The sequence below is a fragment of the Gracilinema caldarium DSM 7334 genome, assembly GCF_000219725.1.
Lineage (GTDB): Bacteria > Spirochaetota > Spirochaetia > Treponematales > Breznakiellaceae > Gracilinema > Gracilinema caldarium.
The window spans coordinates 646,885-664,007 of record NC_015732.1 but is presented as its reverse complement, the minus strand read 5'-3'; the positions used below and the strand labels follow the sequence as shown (position 1 = coordinate 664,007).

18 protein-coding genes are annotated in these 17,123 nt (G+C 43.8%); 5 read left to right on the top strand and 13 right to left on the bottom strand.

The window, feature by feature from the left end; translation table 11 throughout:
* Nucleotides 1–86 precede the first annotated feature (86 nt).
* Together SPICA_RS15395 and SPICA_RS15865 are read left to right on the top strand one after the other, a co-directional pair.
* Nucleotides 87–263: a hypothetical protein gene (locus SPICA_RS15395; protein WP_156789615.1), complete on the top strand. Its 177-nt coding sequence runs from the start codon at nucleotides 87–89 to the stop codon at nucleotides 261–263.
* On the top strand, nucleotides 221–385 hold the full coding sequence (locus tag SPICA_RS15865) for an ATP-binding cassette domain-containing protein (RefSeq protein ID WP_169311854.1): 165 nt from the start codon (nucleotides 221–223) through the stop codon (nucleotides 383–385). The genes SPICA_RS15395 and SPICA_RS15865 overlap by 43 nt, the downstream gene beginning before the upstream one ends.
* Here the strand turns inward: SPICA_RS15865 and SPICA_RS03080 are convergent.
* On the bottom strand, nucleotides 366–911 hold the full coding sequence (locus SPICA_RS03080) for a Uma2 family endonuclease (protein WP_013968076.1): 546 nt from the start codon (nucleotides 909–911) through the stop codon (nucleotides 366–368). The genes SPICA_RS15865 and SPICA_RS03080 overlap by 20 nt on opposite strands.
* 299 nt (nucleotides 912–1,210) lie before the next feature.
* On the opposite strand from SPICA_RS03080, the gene SPICA_RS03075 reads away from it, so the two are divergent.
* Together SPICA_RS03075 and SPICA_RS03070 are read left to right on the top strand one after the other, a co-directional pair.
* The gene (locus tag SPICA_RS03075) at nucleotides 1,211–1,942 is read left to right on the top strand and encodes a GntR family transcriptional regulator (protein WP_013968075.1); all 732 of its coding nucleotides are present in this window, start codon (nucleotides 1,211–1,213) and stop codon (nucleotides 1,940–1,942) included.
* Nucleotides 1,943–1,959: 17 nt separating this feature from the next.
* Nucleotides 1,960–2,805 carry an SDR family oxidoreductase gene (locus tag SPICA_RS03070; RefSeq protein ID WP_013968074.1) on the top strand — a complete coding sequence of 282 codons (846 nt, stop codon included), beginning with the start codon at nucleotides 1,960–1,962 and terminating at the stop codon, nucleotides 2,803–2,805.
* Here SPICA_RS03070 and SPICA_RS15700 read toward each other — a convergent pair.
* The 10 genes from SPICA_RS15700 to SPICA_RS03020 all read right to left on the bottom strand — a co-directional run bounded on the left by SPICA_RS15700 (nucleotide 2,783) and on the right by SPICA_RS03020 (nucleotide 14,620).
* Complete coding sequence (locus tag SPICA_RS15700; protein WP_237255901.1) at nucleotides 2,783–3,118, bottom strand: family 4 glycosyl hydrolase; 336 nt, start codon at nucleotides 3,116–3,118, stop codon at nucleotides 2,783–2,785. The two genes, SPICA_RS03070 and SPICA_RS15700, sit on opposite strands and share 23 nt — an antisense overlap.
* Entirely contained in the window at nucleotides 3,075–3,605 is a 531-nt protein-coding gene (locus SPICA_RS15695) for a family 4 glycosyl hydrolase (protein WP_041396126.1), read from the bottom strand. Before SPICA_RS15695 ends, SPICA_RS15700 begins: the two co-directional genes overlap by 44 nt.
* A 9-nt stretch (nucleotides 3,606–3,614) precedes the next feature.
* Nucleotides 3,615–5,714 (bottom strand): glycoside hydrolase family 3 N-terminal domain-containing protein, encoded by a 2,100-nt coding sequence (locus SPICA_RS03055; RefSeq protein ID WP_013968073.1) that lies wholly within the window; start codon nucleotides 5,712–5,714, stop codon nucleotides 3,615–3,617.
* 87 nt (nucleotides 5,715–5,801) lie between these two features.
* A complete protein-coding gene (locus SPICA_RS03050; RefSeq protein ID WP_013968072.1) occupies nucleotides 5,802–7,856 on the bottom strand; it encodes an alpha-glucuronidase family glycosyl hydrolase in 2,055 nt (684 codons plus the stop codon).
* A 2-nt stretch (nucleotides 7,857–7,858) separates the two neighbouring features.
* Nucleotides 7,859–8,950, bottom strand: coding sequence for a mannonate dehydratase (uxuA, locus tag SPICA_RS03045; protein ID WP_013968071.1), 1,092 nt, complete (start codon nucleotides 8,948–8,950; stop codon nucleotides 7,859–7,861).
* An 89-nt stretch (nucleotides 8,951–9,039) separates the two neighbouring features.
* On the bottom strand, nucleotides 9,040–10,665 hold the full coding sequence (locus tag SPICA_RS03040; RefSeq protein WP_013968070.1) for an extracellular solute-binding protein: 1,626 nt from the start codon (nucleotides 10,663–10,665) through the stop codon (nucleotides 9,040–9,042).
* Between the two features lie 72 nt (nucleotides 10,666–10,737).
* Nucleotides 10,738–11,607, bottom strand: coding sequence for a carbohydrate ABC transporter permease (locus tag SPICA_RS03035; RefSeq protein ID WP_013968069.1), 870 nt, complete (start codon nucleotides 11,605–11,607; stop codon nucleotides 10,738–10,740).
* An 11-nt stretch (nucleotides 11,608–11,618) separates the two neighbouring features.
* Nucleotides 11,619–12,560 carry an ABC transporter permease gene (locus SPICA_RS03030; RefSeq protein ID WP_013968068.1) on the bottom strand — a complete coding sequence of 314 codons (942 nt, stop codon included), beginning with the start codon at nucleotides 12,558–12,560 and terminating at the stop codon, nucleotides 11,619–11,621.
* Nucleotides 12,561–12,829: 269 nt separating this feature from the next.
* Nucleotides 12,830–13,933, bottom strand: coding sequence for a family 8 glycosyl hydrolase (locus SPICA_RS03025; RefSeq protein WP_013968067.1), 1,104 nt, complete (start codon nucleotides 13,931–13,933; stop codon nucleotides 12,830–12,832).
* Between the two features lie 54 nt (nucleotides 13,934–13,987).
* Complete coding sequence (locus tag SPICA_RS03020; RefSeq protein ID WP_013968066.1) at nucleotides 13,988–14,620, bottom strand: polysaccharide deacetylase family protein; 633 nt, start codon at nucleotides 14,618–14,620, stop codon at nucleotides 13,988–13,990.
* Nucleotides 14,621–14,801: 181 nt separating this feature from the next.
* Here SPICA_RS03020 and SPICA_RS03015 point away from each other — a divergent pair, with 181 nt between their 5' ends.
* The gene (locus SPICA_RS03015) at nucleotides 14,802–15,563 is read left to right on the top strand and encodes a Nif3-like dinuclear metal center hexameric protein (protein WP_169311853.1); all 762 of its coding nucleotides are present in this window, start codon (nucleotides 14,802–14,804) and stop codon (nucleotides 15,561–15,563) included.
* A 133-nt stretch (nucleotides 15,564–15,696) separates the two neighbouring features.
* On the opposite strand, the gene SPICA_RS03010 is transcribed toward SPICA_RS03015, so the two are convergent.
* Both SPICA_RS03010 and yqeC read right to left on the bottom strand, forming a co-directional pair.
* A complete protein-coding gene (locus tag SPICA_RS03010; RefSeq protein WP_013968064.1) occupies nucleotides 15,697–16,191 on the bottom strand; it encodes a molybdopterin-binding protein in 495 nt (164 codons plus the stop codon).
* Between the two features lies 1 nt (nucleotide 16,192).
* Entirely contained in the window at nucleotides 16,193–17,080 is an 888-nt protein-coding gene (gene yqeC, locus SPICA_RS03005) for a selenium cofactor biosynthesis protein YqeC (protein ID WP_041396125.1), read from the bottom strand.
* Nucleotides 17,081–17,123: the final 43 nt, after the last annotated feature.

Genomic DNA, 17,123 nt, shown 5'->3' with positions numbered 1-17,123 from the left:
AGAGTTTAGGTCCCCTTCCAAACAGACCTTTTCCATCTAGGCTTATTGTACTGCCAGAGGTTTGTTAGGGAGTCTTAAGTACTATTTTGAATATCTATCCGGACCTGGAACGGGGCTTTGAAGCAATTAACTCTATTGGAGAAGTGCTTACCGATGAAGAAATAGAGGAAAACGAGGGGAAAGAAATTGTCGAGATATTTCGATACAAAAGGGGCAATCGGTGGCCTTTGTGGGTCCTAGCGGTTCCGGTAAATCGACCCTGATGCAGTTAGTTTTGGGTCTCAGACGCCCCCAGCGGGGCCACATTCTGCTGGATGGGAGGGACCTTTCTAAATTAGATATGCGAACCTTCCGAACCTTTGTTTCTATCGTCTCCAGTCGGTGAGCAGGGCGGGTCGGGCAAGGCCATAGCGGCCGTCTTTCAGGACATAGCGAAATACCTCCAGAGTATCCGGATTGGCTACCCAGTACTCCCGGACACCCTTGGCTTCATAAATGAGTTTCTTATCGCTCTGGTCCCGCATAGCCGTAGAGGGGGACAAAATTTCTATAATAAAGTCCGGCGCTCCCCGGATCCCTTCATCAATCAATTTATGCTGATCACAGACCACCATAAGGTCCGGCTGGACCACCAGATCACACTCATCAAGGGACTCATCGGCCTCTGGAAGGAATACATCCAAGGGGGCCAAATAAACCTGGTAGGGCTTGCCTTGGAGAAAATTTTTAATTTGTAAAGCTAACTCAAGAAGCAGTTTCTGATGCCGCCTGCGGGGTGCGGGGCTCATCATCACGGGCTCCCCATACCAAAGTTCACAGCGGACATCCTCACCCCAGGTTTTATAATCCTTGTAGGTATAGTGGGGCTTTCCCTTTACCGGATTTGTTCCCGGAATATATTCTGATCCCATGAGGCACCTCCATATAAAAGGGGAATAAGCCGTCTCGCAACCTTATAACCCCGTAAATATAGCGGAGAACCCGGCGGGGGACAAGAGAAAGCCCCCTCCATTCTAAAGACTGTTAAGGCTCCTTGACGAAATCAGAAAACCTTTATATGCTTATATATTAGGATATTTTTATATTCTAATATATTAGCAGTTTGTCGGACTTGTCCGAATAATCAGAAAAAATCGCGGACATCCGCGATTTTTTACCTTGTAAACTGCCAAAGGAGCTAGGCTCCTAGATTATTATCCATGAGGTATCTATGATGAAAACCATGGTTAAAAATACGGGACTTTCCATCAGTGAAAATGTGTATCATACTTTAAGGAAAAACATCGTAAACCTGACATTTAAACCAGGCCAGGTGCTTAATCTGCGGGAAATAACGGAAAAACTGGAAGTCAGCAGGACCCCTGTCCGTGAAGCCCTCATCCGTCTTGAACGGGAAGGCCTTATTGATATTATCCCGCAGGTAGGAACCAGTATTTCCAGGATAGACTTGCAGCGGGTCGAAGAAGAACAGTTCATTCGTACAAGTCTGGAAGAAAAAGCTTTAGCCTTATGCCTGGAAAAGGATCAGAAGTTTTTATTGATAGAGCTTGAAAAAGCCCTGCTACATCAAGAAACGTGCCTAAAAGAGCCTGATGCTCTTGCATTTCTCGATTGGGACGATGAGTTTCATAGAAGTATTTTTCATTTTGCTAATAAAAATTTAAGCTGGAATCTTATAGAGAATAACTCCAGTCATTACCGAAGAATTCGCATCATGACGTTGTGGAATAAAGACCTGCGTATTTCGGTATTTGAACAACATCAGGAAATATTCAACTTTCTAAAAAAGGGGGATAAATCCCTTGTCTTCTCTTTGATACATGATCATTTTTCCCGTCTTTCAAAACAGGAACAAGAATTACTCGATGCATATCCTAATTATTTTAGAAAACCGGTGCATACAGAGGATCCGCTTATAACCAATTATATACAACGCAGGTAAGGCTTGGAGAAATACATATGAATTGGCTTCAGAATAAGGTAATCGTCATTACTGGTGGCGGCGGTGTATTGTGCAGTACTATTGCAAAAGGCTTAGCTCAAAGGGGAGCCAAAATAGCGCTTTTAAATCGTACCTTTGAAAAAGCTGAAAAGGTTGCCTATGAGATTATAGCTAACGGTGGCGAAGCCCTGGCAGTAGCCTGTGATGTACTTTCAAAAGAGGCCTGTATTCAGGCTAAAGAAAAGGTAAACTCCGTATTTGGTCCCTGCGACATGTTAATAAATGGAGCGGGAGGTAATGATCCCAGAGGCAGTACTGCACGGGAAACCTGGGAGCCGGGGGATATAGACCCTGAAGGAGAACCGAAAGATGGCAGTTTCTTGAGTTTAGATCCTGATGGTATAGAAGCAGTATTTAAACTTAATTTTATGGGAACCGTTATTCCTACCCAAGTTTTTATACCAGATATGCTCAACAGAGAAGGAAGCAGTATTATCAATATTTCATCAATGGGTGCATTCGCTCCCATGACAAAGGGGTTTGCCTATTGCGCTGCAAAGGCAGCAGTTAACAATATTACCCAATGGCTTGCAGTTCACTATGCCCCGGCACAGATCAGGGTTAATGCCATTGCACCGGGTTTCTTTTCCACCGAACAGAATAAGCATCTGCTATGGAACATCGATGGGAGTCCCACAAAACGGACCGAACAGATCATTGCCCATACACCCATGAAGCGGCTTGGGAAACCGGAAGACCTGGTGGGCATTGCTGCCTGGCTCTGTGATTATAGTGCTTCCGGTTTTGTCACTGGGGCTGTTATCCCTGTAGATGGCGGCTTTATGGCTTACTCGGGAGTGTGAAATAATCCCGTAAATCTTCATGAAAGGGGAGATTGAATATTGCATCCAGTACTTTTTGAACCTGTTTATACGATCGGGTACGGGGATCTCGTATCAGTATCTCCTCGAGTACCCGACGGTCCCGTGATATAAAGGCTTCTAAAGCCCACTCCATACGAAGGATCCGGGGCATCAGGTACATAGTTACAAGCCGTCGTGGCAATTCCGGTTCAAGTACTTCCCGGTGTATTCCTGTCCTGTTCACTTGTACCGGAATCTCTACAATAACATCATCGGGAACACCTGATATGGTACCCCTGTTGGGTAATTTCAAAAACCGGATTCCCCGTTTGCAGGAGCATACCTTTGGGGTTGTATATCTCCATGGTTTTCGCAATGGTTAAGGCAGCTTGCATATCATAGTAACTGCACAGCCCATAGGTATAGGTGGATACCATATTGAATTCCTGAGCATCGATGCCGCGGTAATAACCATGTTTTTCACCAACTCTGGTCATCTTTTCCCAGGAAGTAAAACCATCATGGTCCTTTGTGGTCGGATAAGCCAGTACCGTATTTATAACATAATCAGCACCGTCTACCGCTTCATTCAAAGTTTTTGTACTTTTAATGCTTATTGGCGATTCCAACTCCCTTAAGTACTGTTGTGCCAAAACATGAGCCGCCTCAAGTCTTTGCTGGTTGATATCCATTAATACCACTAAAGGGGCAGCATTACTGAGATCTGAAATCTTTGCAAGATCTCCAATTAACTTGAGCGCATAACGGACACTTCCTGCACCAATAATGGCAATTTTCATGGCAGATCCTTATATCTTCCGTTCTATTTCAATAAAAGATTTCTCTGAATCCTCATACAGATGAGAACAGGCAACAGGGGCATGAAAGCCAACATAAAATTGTAGAGTTCCAGTCGGAATTACCCCTTTTCCAGATGGATCTATGCACTGCAGCTTTTCAAGAGGTATTTTAAATTCACATATACATGACGCCCCCGCAGCAACAAGGACACGTTTAAAATCGATAAGACTCCAATTGGGGACCGCAAACGGTGCATCTTTCCAATGATAATACAATTGGACAACCTCTTCTCCATCAATCGTCCCTTGATTATAGAGCTCTGTAGAAACTATTAGCTCATCCTTCTCAGGTGACTTCCATCTACCCGTGACATGTTTAAATTCCATCTTTGTATACGATAGCCCAAATCCAAAGGGGTACAGAGGTTCTTCAGTCATATACCGATAGGTTCTTCCCTGCATCGAATAATTTTCAAATTCAGGAAGCTGCCGCACCGATTTGGGGAATGTAACAGGTAATTTACCAGAAGGATTTGTCTTTCCAAATACTATGTTGGAGACCGCAGTGCCTCCAGCCTGTCCAGGATACCATGCTACAAGAATTGCATCAGCAATTTCGTGCAATTCTGGCGAACAGATTGGAGCACCTCCCATAAGAACGACAATTAAAGGTTTTCCTGATTCTTTTAATTTATGCAGATAACTTAATTGCTCATCATTTAAATTCAGATCTTCAAAGTCACCATAGGTTGAAGAGAGAATTGCATCACCCTCTTCTCCTTCTACACTAGTATCCCGACCCATAACAGCAATGGTAACATCGGCATATTTTGTTACCCCACTGGCCCAATCATTCGGATTTACCCTCCGTTCTGCCAGAGGACATCCTTTCTTATAGGTAACAGTGATTTCAGGACCTGCTTCTTCTACAATCGCTTCGAGTACAGTCAGTAATCTCGAAGAAACACCAGCATAATTTCCGAGCAGCGCATCACTATTGGTAGCATTAGGACCCGTTACATAGATATACGAAATTTTATCCTTCTTAAGCGGAAGTACTCCATTATTTTTCAGGAGCACTATAGATTTTTCGGCAGCTTCAAGGGCTAGGCTGTCATGTTTTTTCCAGTCAATTTGATGTATCGTAATGCCTTGATAAGGTCCATCATCGTGAATCAGACCAAGTTTATCCAGTGTGATTAACAGCCGGACCACCGCACGGTTAATATCATCTTCGGTAACATACCCCTTAAGTACCGCTTCAGCGAGGTAATTATAGGCATCACCACAATTCAAGTCACATCCGGAACGCAAGGCCAAAGCAATGGATTCAAGGATATCATTGGTGACCTTATGATTCTTATGAAAATCACAAATAGCCCAGCAATCGGAAACAACATGACCTTGAAACTGCCACTCTTCCCGTAATTTTTGCTTCAATAAATAGGTACTGCCACAGGCTGGTTCTCCATTAACCCGATTATAAGCGCCCATAACACTTTCAACACCAGACTTAACCAGTGCTTTAAAGGCTGGCAAATAGGTTTCTTCCAGATCCTTCTGGCTGACCTCTGCATTAAAGGTATGTCTGAGTCCTTCCGGTCCGGAATGAACTGCAAAATGCTTGGCACAGGCTGCTGCTCTTAAATAATAAGGATCTGAACCCTGTAAACCGCGAACATATGCGGTACCCAGACGACTCGTCAGTACCGGGTCTTCCCCATAGGTTTCCTGTCCCCTGCCCCACCGGGGATCTCGAAAAATATTGATATTGGGAGCCCAAAATGTAAGACCCCGGTGATATTGCTCTGCCTTTTCCTTTCCAACCGCATTGAACTTAGCACGGGCTTCGATAGAAATTGCTTCTGCAACTCGATGAACTAAGTCTTCATCGAAGGTAGCTCCGAGGGCTATAGCCTGAGGGAATACTGTTGCTTCACCATTATTGGCTACACCATGAAGGGCTTCATTCCACCAGTTATAATCAGGTATCCCCAGCCTTGGTATACCCTTGGCTCTATGTATCATTAAGCCGATTTTTTCTTCCAGACTCATGTTAGAAATAAGTGTTTCTATTTGTCCTCTTTTTTGAGCTGAGAATGTATTCATAAATTTTGCATGCTCCTTTTTGTGCAATAGTATGCATAATAGAACCTTTTTACTATAGGTAATTTTGCCTATATTTATTGCAGTAATTTAATAGAGCTGTCTCCCCTGCTCATCTCCTATACCGGACTTTCTATAGAAGAAACTGTTAATAACATCCCGCCATTGCCGTGCATTTTCTTCCTGTCTGGTAAAGCGTTCTTCCACTTCTGCAAAGATTTTAGGATCTATTTTTAACCGCATATCGGACCACTGCCTTTGCATAGCTCTCATTTCTTCATAGGCTTGAAAATGTGCATCATAGATGTTCTGAATCAGAGTTTTACCATTCTTCATAGGATAGGTATACGCAAGTCTATGAAAGAAAAGAACTAAATTTTCTGGACAGGAATCAAGATTATCATACTGTTTGGTCCAATAGTCATGATATTGGGCAGAAAAACCGGTCCCGCTGCTTGTCCTGTCCACTCCAATTTCCTTATGGTTTGCCCTATGATACGTGCCCCATATGGAATACTCATAACCTTCCGGGCTGGGACCGTAATGGGTTCCCGGTGTAACCATCCATCCCAATCCAAACGGTGTGGTATACCGTTCATATATAGACCAGGATTTTTCGAGCATATCAACAATTGAGTGTGTGGCGTCCTGATCATCACTCATGGTACGGCGTACCCATTCTTCGGCAATGTCTGCCGATGCAAGGTTTGGATCCCAGGCAAGACGTCCATAGGCATACCAGTTAGCCTGAGCAAGCCAATGACCTGTCCAGTTATAATCATCTCCAAGATTCGACACAGCTGCAATGCCGCCAATGGGTCGATTATAAAAACTTCCGTTTATAATAGAGGAAACATAAGCTTGTGTTCCCTTGGCATGGGTATCAAACCCTACAATTTCTTTCCATTGGGGGCCGAGATAACAAAGATCGATCTGATGCCCCGTATATTCCTGGGTTACCTGTAATTCTAGGATTTGGTTTGTCCACTCCATTTTCCCAAAAAGGGGAGAGACCGGTTCCCGCACCTGGAAATCCATAGGACCGTTTTTAATTTGCAGAATAACATTATCTTCGAATTGGCCGTCTAACGGAAAGAAGATATCATAGGCAGCACGGGCTCGATCGATACTGGGCTCCCGCCAATCCTGCAATTTATATACAAAGGCACGCCATATAAGAACGCCCTTATATGGCTTTAATGCTCTGCCCAGCATATTCGCCCCATCAGCCTGAGAACGTCCATAGGTGTGAGGACCAGGATTGTATTCAGAATCAGCCTTTACCAGAAAGCCGCCAAAATCAGGAATCATGTCATAGATGCAGCTAACTCGTTCCTGCCACCAGGATTGAACCTTTGTATCCAGCGGATCCGCTGTATCAAGACCACCCACAATAACAGGACTCATAAAATTGACACTGAGAAACAACCGTATATTATAGGCCCTCAATATGGATGCAAGTTCTGCCAGCTCGTTCAAATATTCATTAGTGATAAGATACGGGGCTTTTTCTTTTACATTCACATTATTAATTACGGTACCATTAATACCAATCGAAGCTAAAAGTCGCGCATAATCATGATGCCGTTCATGATCTATCATGATTTGGTTGTTTTTGAAAAACAGGGATGCCCCCGCATAACCCCGTTCTACTGAACCGTCTAAATTATCCCAATGGTTCAATAATCGTAACGGATTTGATGGCGACTCATGGATATTAATTTTTTTATAATCAATCCGTTTCTGGATCATAGCAATGAATGTAAACAAACTATACAACAGCCCCGATTCAGAACCGCCAACCAGAAGTATACTCTTTTTTTCCTCAATATACTTAATGATGAAGGATTCGGATCCTAATTGCCTGATTTCGTCCTGAGTAACATATTTGTTGGCAAGAAACGATGATGTGGCTATACCACAAATAATGGCATGTTCATCTTCCTGTTCACTTGCCGGAATTGTTACATGAAAATATTCAGTAATGAATTGAGACAATTCTTTAATAAGTATCGGATTGGTAACTGCCGGATCAACAGAAATATGGCGAAAGTCTCTGACAAATTGATCCTTAAATGCAGCGTATCCCTTTGTTTTGCAATAGCTGTTGTCGTAATCAAGCCAGCACAGCGAGTATCGATTCATACTCACACTCCTGTTAGAACATGTTTTCTTTGGTTTGATTTTGAAATAGCTTCCCAAAGACCGTACATATAGGCTGAACCTAAAGCCTGATCATACAGACCATAGCCAGGGATAGATTGCTCTCCCCATATAGCTCGGCCGTGATCTGGCCTCATAGCACCATCATATCCATAATCATAGAGGGTTTTCATTATTGAATATATATCCAGGTCTCCATCACAAGACAAATGTGAAGTTTCTTCAAATTTACCAGTATTGGTAATTTTTAAGTTTCTCACATGTACAAAATGTATATGATCATATAAGGCTTCAATGATGGCAACTACATTATTCTGAGGATGTACACCTAAGGATCCTGTACAGAGAGTAAACCCATTCAATGGGCTCGGATTGAGGGTGATAATTTTTTTCAGATTATCGAGGTGAGTAACGATACGAGGGATACCAAATATGTGCCAAGGTGGATCATCGGGATGAAGGGCTAACTTAATATCATATTTTTCACAGGTTGGAATCACCGCATTCAAGAAATAGCCCAGATTCGTAAATAACGTCTCTTCGGTACAGGTGCTATAATAACTAATAAGTTCTTTGACTCGTGATAGTCTTTCAGGTTCCCAACCTGGTAACAGGAAACCATTCGTTTGATCCTGAAGCCATGTAGCTAATTTCTCTGGTCCAAGTTTATGAATACCTTCATCATCATAAGCGAGTACGGTAGTACCATCGCCCCGTGGTTTTGATAATAAAAACCGAGTCCAATCAAAAACAGGCATAAAATTATATACCACAAGACGGACCCCCTCTTCACCGAGTGCAGAAAGGGTTTTAATATAATTCTCTATATATCGATCCCGTTCAGGGGTACCGGCTTTGATGGATTCATGCACATTAACACTTTCAATACCTCGTAATATTAAACCAGAGTTTGCTATAGTTTGTTTTAATTCTTTTATTTCTGATCTAGTCCATACTTCTCCGGCTTTTTTATTATATAACGTACTTATTATACCGGTAACATGAGGCAGTTGTCTGATTTTATCAAGGGATACCGAATCATGTTCTCTTCCAAACCATCTAAATACTATATTCATATTTATTTTTTCCTTATTACATATTTGTAGGGATCTTCTGGACTGTCTAGGTTTTTAGACAGTCCAATTCCATCTGTACCCAAAAAAGGTTATCTTGCTTTTTTTAACTCATCAAGTTTTGCTTTTCGTTCATCAATGATTGCCTGACCACCGGAACTGAGATAATCTTTCATTCCAGCATCAAATACTTTATCAAAATCGCTTACCTTGGCTACAACAGATTTTACCAGAAGCGTATTCCGCTTTTCAGAAAGCGCAGGGCCCATTCCCTGTTCAGCCTTTATCTCACCGACCTTAAAGGCGGGAACAATGCGGACATCAACGGTCTGGGTTTTGTAAGCCCTTTCAATATAACGGGGATCCACACCACCATAACCAAGCGCAAGGGAACGGGCATTTAATATTGGGTCTCCTACATCAAGACCATTTAATGTGATGGTATAATCGATATTGTAAATCGAATTAATCCGCTTATCCCCTTCTACGGGTTTCATTTTTACAGCTCCATCGGAGAGTACTTCATGATGCACTCCAGATTCACCAATAGCTAAAAATTTACGATTCTTCAGCGTACTAATCCATTCAAGATACAATAAGGATGCAAGGGGTTCTTTATTTGTAGATGGGAAAAACACCTTACGATCAACTGCAGGACCAAGATATTTGCAATATTTGCCTGCATCGTTCTTGAAGGTATCTATTGCTATATATGCAGCCTCAGGTCCTACTAGTTTTTGTAGATTCCCATGGATTCCTTTTTCCCCATCTCGGTAAGGGTAATCCCAATTCTGGATAAAAGCACCAACATAACCAGATTTCATGAGATTATCGCTCATAGTATCACCAACAGGATAGAGGGGAAAATCTTTCCAGATAAGGCCTTCATTATACCATTTATTTACCACTCGAACCGCTTCTTTATATTTCGGCCAGAGCAAGTGCCGATCATCAAACCCATAAACATATAGAGTTTCATCAGAGGTTTTGTCAGGAACAAAAGATTCTGCAAGATTGCTAATATACCAACCCACATCTACGGTCAACAAAAAGGGAATCATTTTATCCTTATCTTTACCAAGCAATTTTTCTGCATTATCTCGGAAGGCCTTAATTGTTTTTTCAAATTCAGCCAGTGTTTTGGGCTCGGGAAGTTTGAGTTTCTTAAGCCAGTCCTCACGAATAAATACGGTTGTTTTGGTATTTGGCTTTCTGATTGCTTCTATTGCCCAAAGCTGTTTTGTCTTAGGATCCTGATCAAAATAGATATTGGCATCTCCTAAAAGATCCCAAAGATTTTTAAGATATGGTTTAAATTGTTCCATATAGGGATTCAGATCGAGGACCCCACCCATATTAGCATAGGTCTGAATAGTTGGATAATCGTAGGTAACACAAATATCGGGAGCCTCACCGGCGGCGAGTAGGTTGTTTAATGCCTGAACCTCAGTCCAGCGTGGGACCGGTTTAAACACTACATTAACATTATGATCCCTAAGCATGCCTTCCTTAATAAACCGAGCAAAGAAATTATCCTCCGGGGGTGTACCAGTACCTCGATCATACACCTCCACAGTTATCGTCTTTGTTTGAGTAAACCGACCATTTACCAGATCGGTTGCCTGCGTTCCGGCACGTCCCTTATCAGATGCACCACCAGCCATTAGCAGAGCAGTCACTGACACAAGGCCAAGAAACATCAATAAAGCCTTTTTCATAGCCATATACTCCTTATTATTTTTTATCTGTCCCAACGGACAGTTTTTTCACAGACATATACAGTAATGCTCCTATTCCTTAATTGCTCCCAGGGTAACTCCCTGAATGAAGTATTTCTGAAGCCATGGATATACAAACAGAATTGGTACAGTCGCAAACATAATAGCCGCAGCCTTTAGGGCTTCACTTAATCCGGGAGGTGTAAAACCTTCAGTCGAGTAGGTTTCCAGACTGGATACTGCATTAATTAAGTTGTACAGTAAAAGCTGTATGGGGAAATATTCCCGCTTATTCATAAACATGAGAGCATCAGAAAAGCCATTCCATCGGCCTACCGCATAGAACAATGCCAAGGTGGCCATAACCGGTGCCGCAAGGGGAAGATAAATGGTAGTCAGAATTTTTAATGGACTTGCCCCATCAATTTCCGCCGATTCCCTCAGGCTGTCGGGGATAGTGTAAAAATAATTCCTCATGAGAATCATATTGAATACGCTCAAACAATAGGGAACAATGAGAACAAGGGGCTTATTTAACAAACCAATATCCTTTAAAAGCAGATACATCGGAATAGTGCCTGCGTTAAAATACATGGTAAAAAGCATTAAGGTACTGATTATTTTCCTTCCCTTTAACTTGTCATAGGTTAATGGATACGCTGCAAGGGTTGTCATAAAAAGGGAGAGGATAGTCCCACTGACAGTCAGCAGTGCGGTCCATACAAGGGACCAGGTATATTTGGTATCAGCAAGCACATAGCGATATGCATCCAGATTGAACCCTTTTGGCCAGAGGGTTACCTCATTGCGGATCAGAGTTTCCGCAGAACTTAAAGAACGGGCAAGTAAGGTGACCATTGGTAAAAAACACACAACAATCACTAATAAGCAAATAAGAACAAAAATAACATCTAAATATTTAGACTCTCGGGAAGCAACCATAGTACCTACTCCTATATAATCCCACGCTCACCAAATTTTTTTGCCAGATAATCAGCAAAAAGCAGGAAGCTTACACTGACAACAGACTGGAATAAGCCAACAGCTGTTGTTAACGAGAACTGCAGTCCCCGGATACCATAGTTGTAGATAAAAATAGAAATGACATCCGAAACCTCTTTCACAAGGGGATTCCTCAGTGCAAAGGGACGGTCAAAATCACTGCCCAGAATACGTCCGAGGGAGAGGATTAAAAGTACAACAATGGTCGACCGAATACCCGGCAAGGTTACATGCCAGATACGTTGGAGCCGGTTGGCCCCATCTATAGCTGCAGCCTCATATAACTCAGGATTGATGCTGGTTATTGCTGCAAGATAAATAATGGTATTCCAGCCTACACTCTGCCAGATTCCTAAAACGACATAGGATGCAACCCAATAAGCAGGCTTATTTAAAAATGGTATGGGCTGTAATCCAAGCTTTTGCAGCCAGATATTTAAAAGCCCATTGGTAGGAGCAAGCAATTGTAATGCCATACCAGCAATGATGACCCAGGATAAAAAGTGGGGCATATACGCAACGGTCTGGGTAAACCGCTTGAATCCCCGGTAAGGAAGCTCGTTTAAAATAATTGCAAGGATAATAGGTGCAGGGAACCCCATCACCAGATCAAGAACATTTAAAAGTATGGTATTCCGTAAAGCATCCAGAAAATCTTTATTTTGAAAGGCCTTTATAAAATATTCAAATCCATTGTTATTGGCCCACGGCATTTCCCAGGGACTTTTTACAATACTGTAATTTTTAAATGCGATCTGAATGTACGTCATTGGTATATACTTAAAAACAAAGAAATATACCACCGGCAGTACCAGCATGAGGTACAGAGACCAATACCTATTAAAATAACGATGAGTATCGTTTTTTATGCGTACTGTGCTTGTGCTTTTCATGGATACTAGTATATTAGCATACTTTTATTTTTGTCAAATAATTTTTTCTTTATTTTCCATCTAGGAATTCGCAAAAACTAACCTGAAAAATCAAAAATTGACCGGGGATACTATTGAGCAGGTTGAACTTGTGAATTTGATTTTTCAGAAGAACCGGTACAGCCTACCTTTTCTTTACAAGCAGCATCAGAGGCCCTGCAGTCTCAGCAACTGCAGGTTTCCTTTATATTTCTTCCCGGTTCTTCATTCGATTTCGGCTGGTTTCAATTTCAGTAAATCCGATACCGGCCGCTCAGGGCAAGGAGTGCAAAGAAGTACAGACAGTTATCGTAGTAGCGCCGTTCGCCGGTTCTGAGGGGCGTGTCCCAGAAAAGCCGGACCATTTTGTCAGCCAGGGGGCCTTCGGTAGCCAGGGCTCCCATGGCGTTGGTAGCCACAAGCCCCACCGGATGGAGGGCCGGTTCCGGCCGAGGGGTCCCATCAATCCTATACCAGCGGTATTCTTCGGGCCTTTTATCTGCAAAAAAGCGGTGAATCTTATCGATGATTTCTTTTTGATAGGGCTTTCTGCCAAACCAGAGGGCATCGAGGCCCAGGTTCGCCGCTACCCGGTAAGAATCACTGTAAAAATCTCCGTGGTCATTATAGAAATTGGGCCGCCCATCGTAGTAGGAATACTCTGGCGCTAGGCCCGTCACCGGATGACAGGATCGGGGGAGGAATTCTCTGCTTGCCGCCGCGGCCTTCTGCCAGAAGGGCCGGTCCTCTTCATTGGCCCAGCGGGCAAAGAGTTCATAAAAATGGGGGAGATGGTAAGAGGGGTCCGTAAACTCACAATTCGGTATAAATTTGATGAGGTAATTCGCAGGGTTCCACATGGGATTCCCCGGTTCATGTTCTCCCTTGTGGATACAGTGAAACAGAATCTGACGAGCCTGCTCACTATAATTAAAGGGCGCGTCCCGGTCCCCCCAGCGGTGGGAGGCAAAGAAGAGGGCCAGGGCAAAGTACTCTTCCCCGTCGGGGGCGGGGCCGTAGGAATTCTTTTTGCCATCTAAACCGCAGGACCAGGCAAAGTACCCCGCATTCGGGCCTTCAGCCATATACATGTAGGTCATGGTCCACTTCCAGATCCGGTCAAAGACATCCTGCTTGTCCATCTGGACCGCCATCATCATGCCATAGGACTGACCTTCGGTGCGGACATCGATATTCCCCGTATCGACCATATAGCCCATGTCGGATCCTGCCTCAAAGTAGATCCGCTCGTTCTCGCTTCCCTCAAAGAGGGTCTTCCAGGCCGATTCGATCCGCTGGTCAATCTCCTCCCGGCTTATACCGATGCGTTCAAAGTAAGACGGTTCATACTGCATGTACACGCTCCTTAACAAAAAACTGCCGGCCAGTGGCCGGCAGAACTCTTATTATTACCTTACATATTTCCACATGCTTCCTTTTCGGGAAGCAGGATCAACCCCTTTTCGTTTAAACAGCTCCGAAAGGGTTACAAACTGGTACCCCTGCTTTTTTAGTTCAGGGATCAGTATATCGAGGGCTTCCGGGGTTGGATGGGGATCGGGCTGTACATCGTGGAGCAGAATAATGGCCCCATCGTCTATGCCCGCAAGCACCTTCTGGGCCCGATCCTGGGCGGTGGTATTACAACCAGCCCAATCAAACCCCAACACCCCCTCCGCAAAGGGAAGCGGAATCGCTTCATACATTGTTTGGCTTACTGCAAGATTTGGGGGGCGAAAGAATTTTGCTTCCACACCAGCATACTTCTTAATTGCTTCCTGGGTCCTGGTGAATTTTTGACTCACCACTTCTGCAGAAACAGTGTTGAGGCGTTCATAGTCCCAACTGTGGTTGGCCACTTCACATCCCAATCGGATCATTTTGTTAATTACAGCCTTTGTCTGTTCATTAACCCGGGAGCCCACAAGGAAAAATGTAGCAAGAACATTATGTTTCTGTAATACATTCAGAACACGTTGTGTCTTTATATTGTCTGGCCCATCATCAAATGTTAAAGCACATAGTTTTACTGAGTCTGCCACAACACCATCCTATTCATTATCAGCTTCAGTACACTGACAATTCATGACGAATATTGATATAATATACTAATATTTCATCATTGTTAATGACTTTCAAGACAATAGGTTCTAAAACTTTCACATATAAAGGTTGTATACTATGTCTATCAAAATTAAAGATTTCATCAGTATATTACCCGGGATGGAACAACTTCCAACCGACACGGTTGATGGGTATATATGCGGCAATCCAGAAATACTCATTACCGGTGTTGCTATAACATTTTTAGCTACCATAGAACATTGTTATAAGGCCTATCAACATAACTGTAATATTATTATCAGTCATGAAGGCATCTGGTATCATCACAAAGAACAGCAGCTGGATGTCATCGGTCATGCAACAAAAGATCCGGTATATTTTAAAAAAAAGGCCTTCTTCCAGGAACAGGGGATAACTCTGTACCGTTATCATGATGGTATACATAAGGCGCTACCAGATAGAATCACCGCAGGGCTTATAAAGACCTTGGGTTGGACACATAAAGAAATTGCCCAGTTTCCAGCTTATTCTATAGTAGAACTTGATGGTACATTGGGATCTCTTATACAGTATATAAAGGACACATTACACCTGCCCTGGGTTCGCTACATAGGCAAAAAGGAACAGCCCATCGGCAGAGTCCTTGTTGCGGTCGGTTATCGCGGTAATGGCTCCCTTCTGTTGCCGATAATTGCAAAAGAAAAGATAGATCTCGTAATATACGGAGAGGGACCAGAATGGGAAATCCCTGAATATTGCAGAGATGCACAGACTCTGAACCTAGGTACAGCCCTTATCATTCTAGGGCATGGTGCAAGCGAAAGTCCTGGGATGGAATTGCTTGCTGATGAATTACGAGCCCAATTTCAGGATATACCGATTTACTATTTTCCCTTTCAAAATCCATTCCTGGTTGGATAATAAAGACATTTCTGGTGGGGTATATGCTATCACACCTGACTCACCTGTATCTTCAGCTTCGGGAAAAGGCTTACCTCTGCCCTATCGTTCAGCAGGGCCGGTCAAGTAAGGCCATGGCAGGGCCAATATGAACCTATTCTAGCCGGCAGACTTCGACCTTACACAGGTAACGGATGCAGCGGGGACCGGGCCGTTCATCCCGGGTACTGACGAGGCAGAGCTCCCCTTCCTTTTCACCGAGAACCTGAACATTTTTGGTGAGAACCGCAACCAGACCTTCACCTAAGGGGCTGTTAAAGATTTCATGCCAGGAGTAAAGAGCCCGGTACCCGTCGGCGCCGGTGGCCACAATACAGGTCCGATTGGGAACCTCATGCTCTTCAAGCCGCATCCTGGATACTTCGAGCAGGTCCCGCAGAAGCACCCCCGCATAGGTAAGCCCCTCTTCCTTAAGTTTTCCGCTACCGCAACGGATATCCACGTCTTTAATGATAACCTGGGGCCGCTGCAGGAGGGCTTCAGCAGTAAAGGTACAGGGGTTGTCCACAAAGCCTTCGATAGAAACGGCGGTGCTGACATATTCGAGGCCATAGACCTTTTGCCTTTCCCCGGGGGGCATATTGATCATACTATGCTCCTTCTATAACACTGGTTATTAGAAACCGAACCGATGAGTATTGTATGGGTTTCCTTTGTAATGTAAAAAGAGTACCGAAAAGCTCTTCCAGTTCCCAAAGTATTTCTTCCCGGATGAGGTCTGCCTTATTCAGCACCGTAATCCGCTGAGCTTCCTCGGGAGAAGCCTTAAAAAGTCCTTCGGGATGAAGTATCAGATTGATGAGGTGCTGAACAGGGGGGGGCCGATGAACAAAACCTTCTTCTAAAGGTTTTCCGAGACAATCCAAACCAATACATCCAAGTACTACATTAGTAATCGGCGGAATAACCGGTTCATGTTCCGCCGGGGCCTTAACCGGCAAATGTTTTGAACCATCAGCCTCGACGAGGACCACATCCCAGTGATCCTTAAGTAGGGCAACCCATGCAGGATGTATACCTTTGAGTTTAAGAAGCGGCTTACCAGGAGGATTCTGAACATGGACAGAAGAATCAGGAAGCCCATCCCGGGCAGCGATAATGGTAATGCTTCCAGGCTGAGGATAGGCACCCAGCTCGGCAAGGTGCTTCAGTGCAGGTGATGCAAACGATGCAGGAGCTTCGACCCATTCAGGGATAATTAAAACCCTATCAAACTGATGCGGATTTGCTTCTGTTCGGGGATCATACATATGGGTCGTAGTCGTTATGCAGACCCGCAGGCCTTCTCCCGCAAGGGTTTCAGCCAGGAGGTACAGGAGCGAGGTTTTTCCTCCAACGCCTACAGTCGAAATCACAAGCTCCCGGCCCCTGGCCTCCAAAGATGCATGGTTTTCAAACTGGGCAGAACCTGCACATTTAAGATCTTGCCCGTTCCTGAGAATCTCCATGATTTCCCTGCTCAGACTGATTCCCTTCATCAACCTTACCCACTACATTATTGCTCCACCCCAGGTGCGGGAT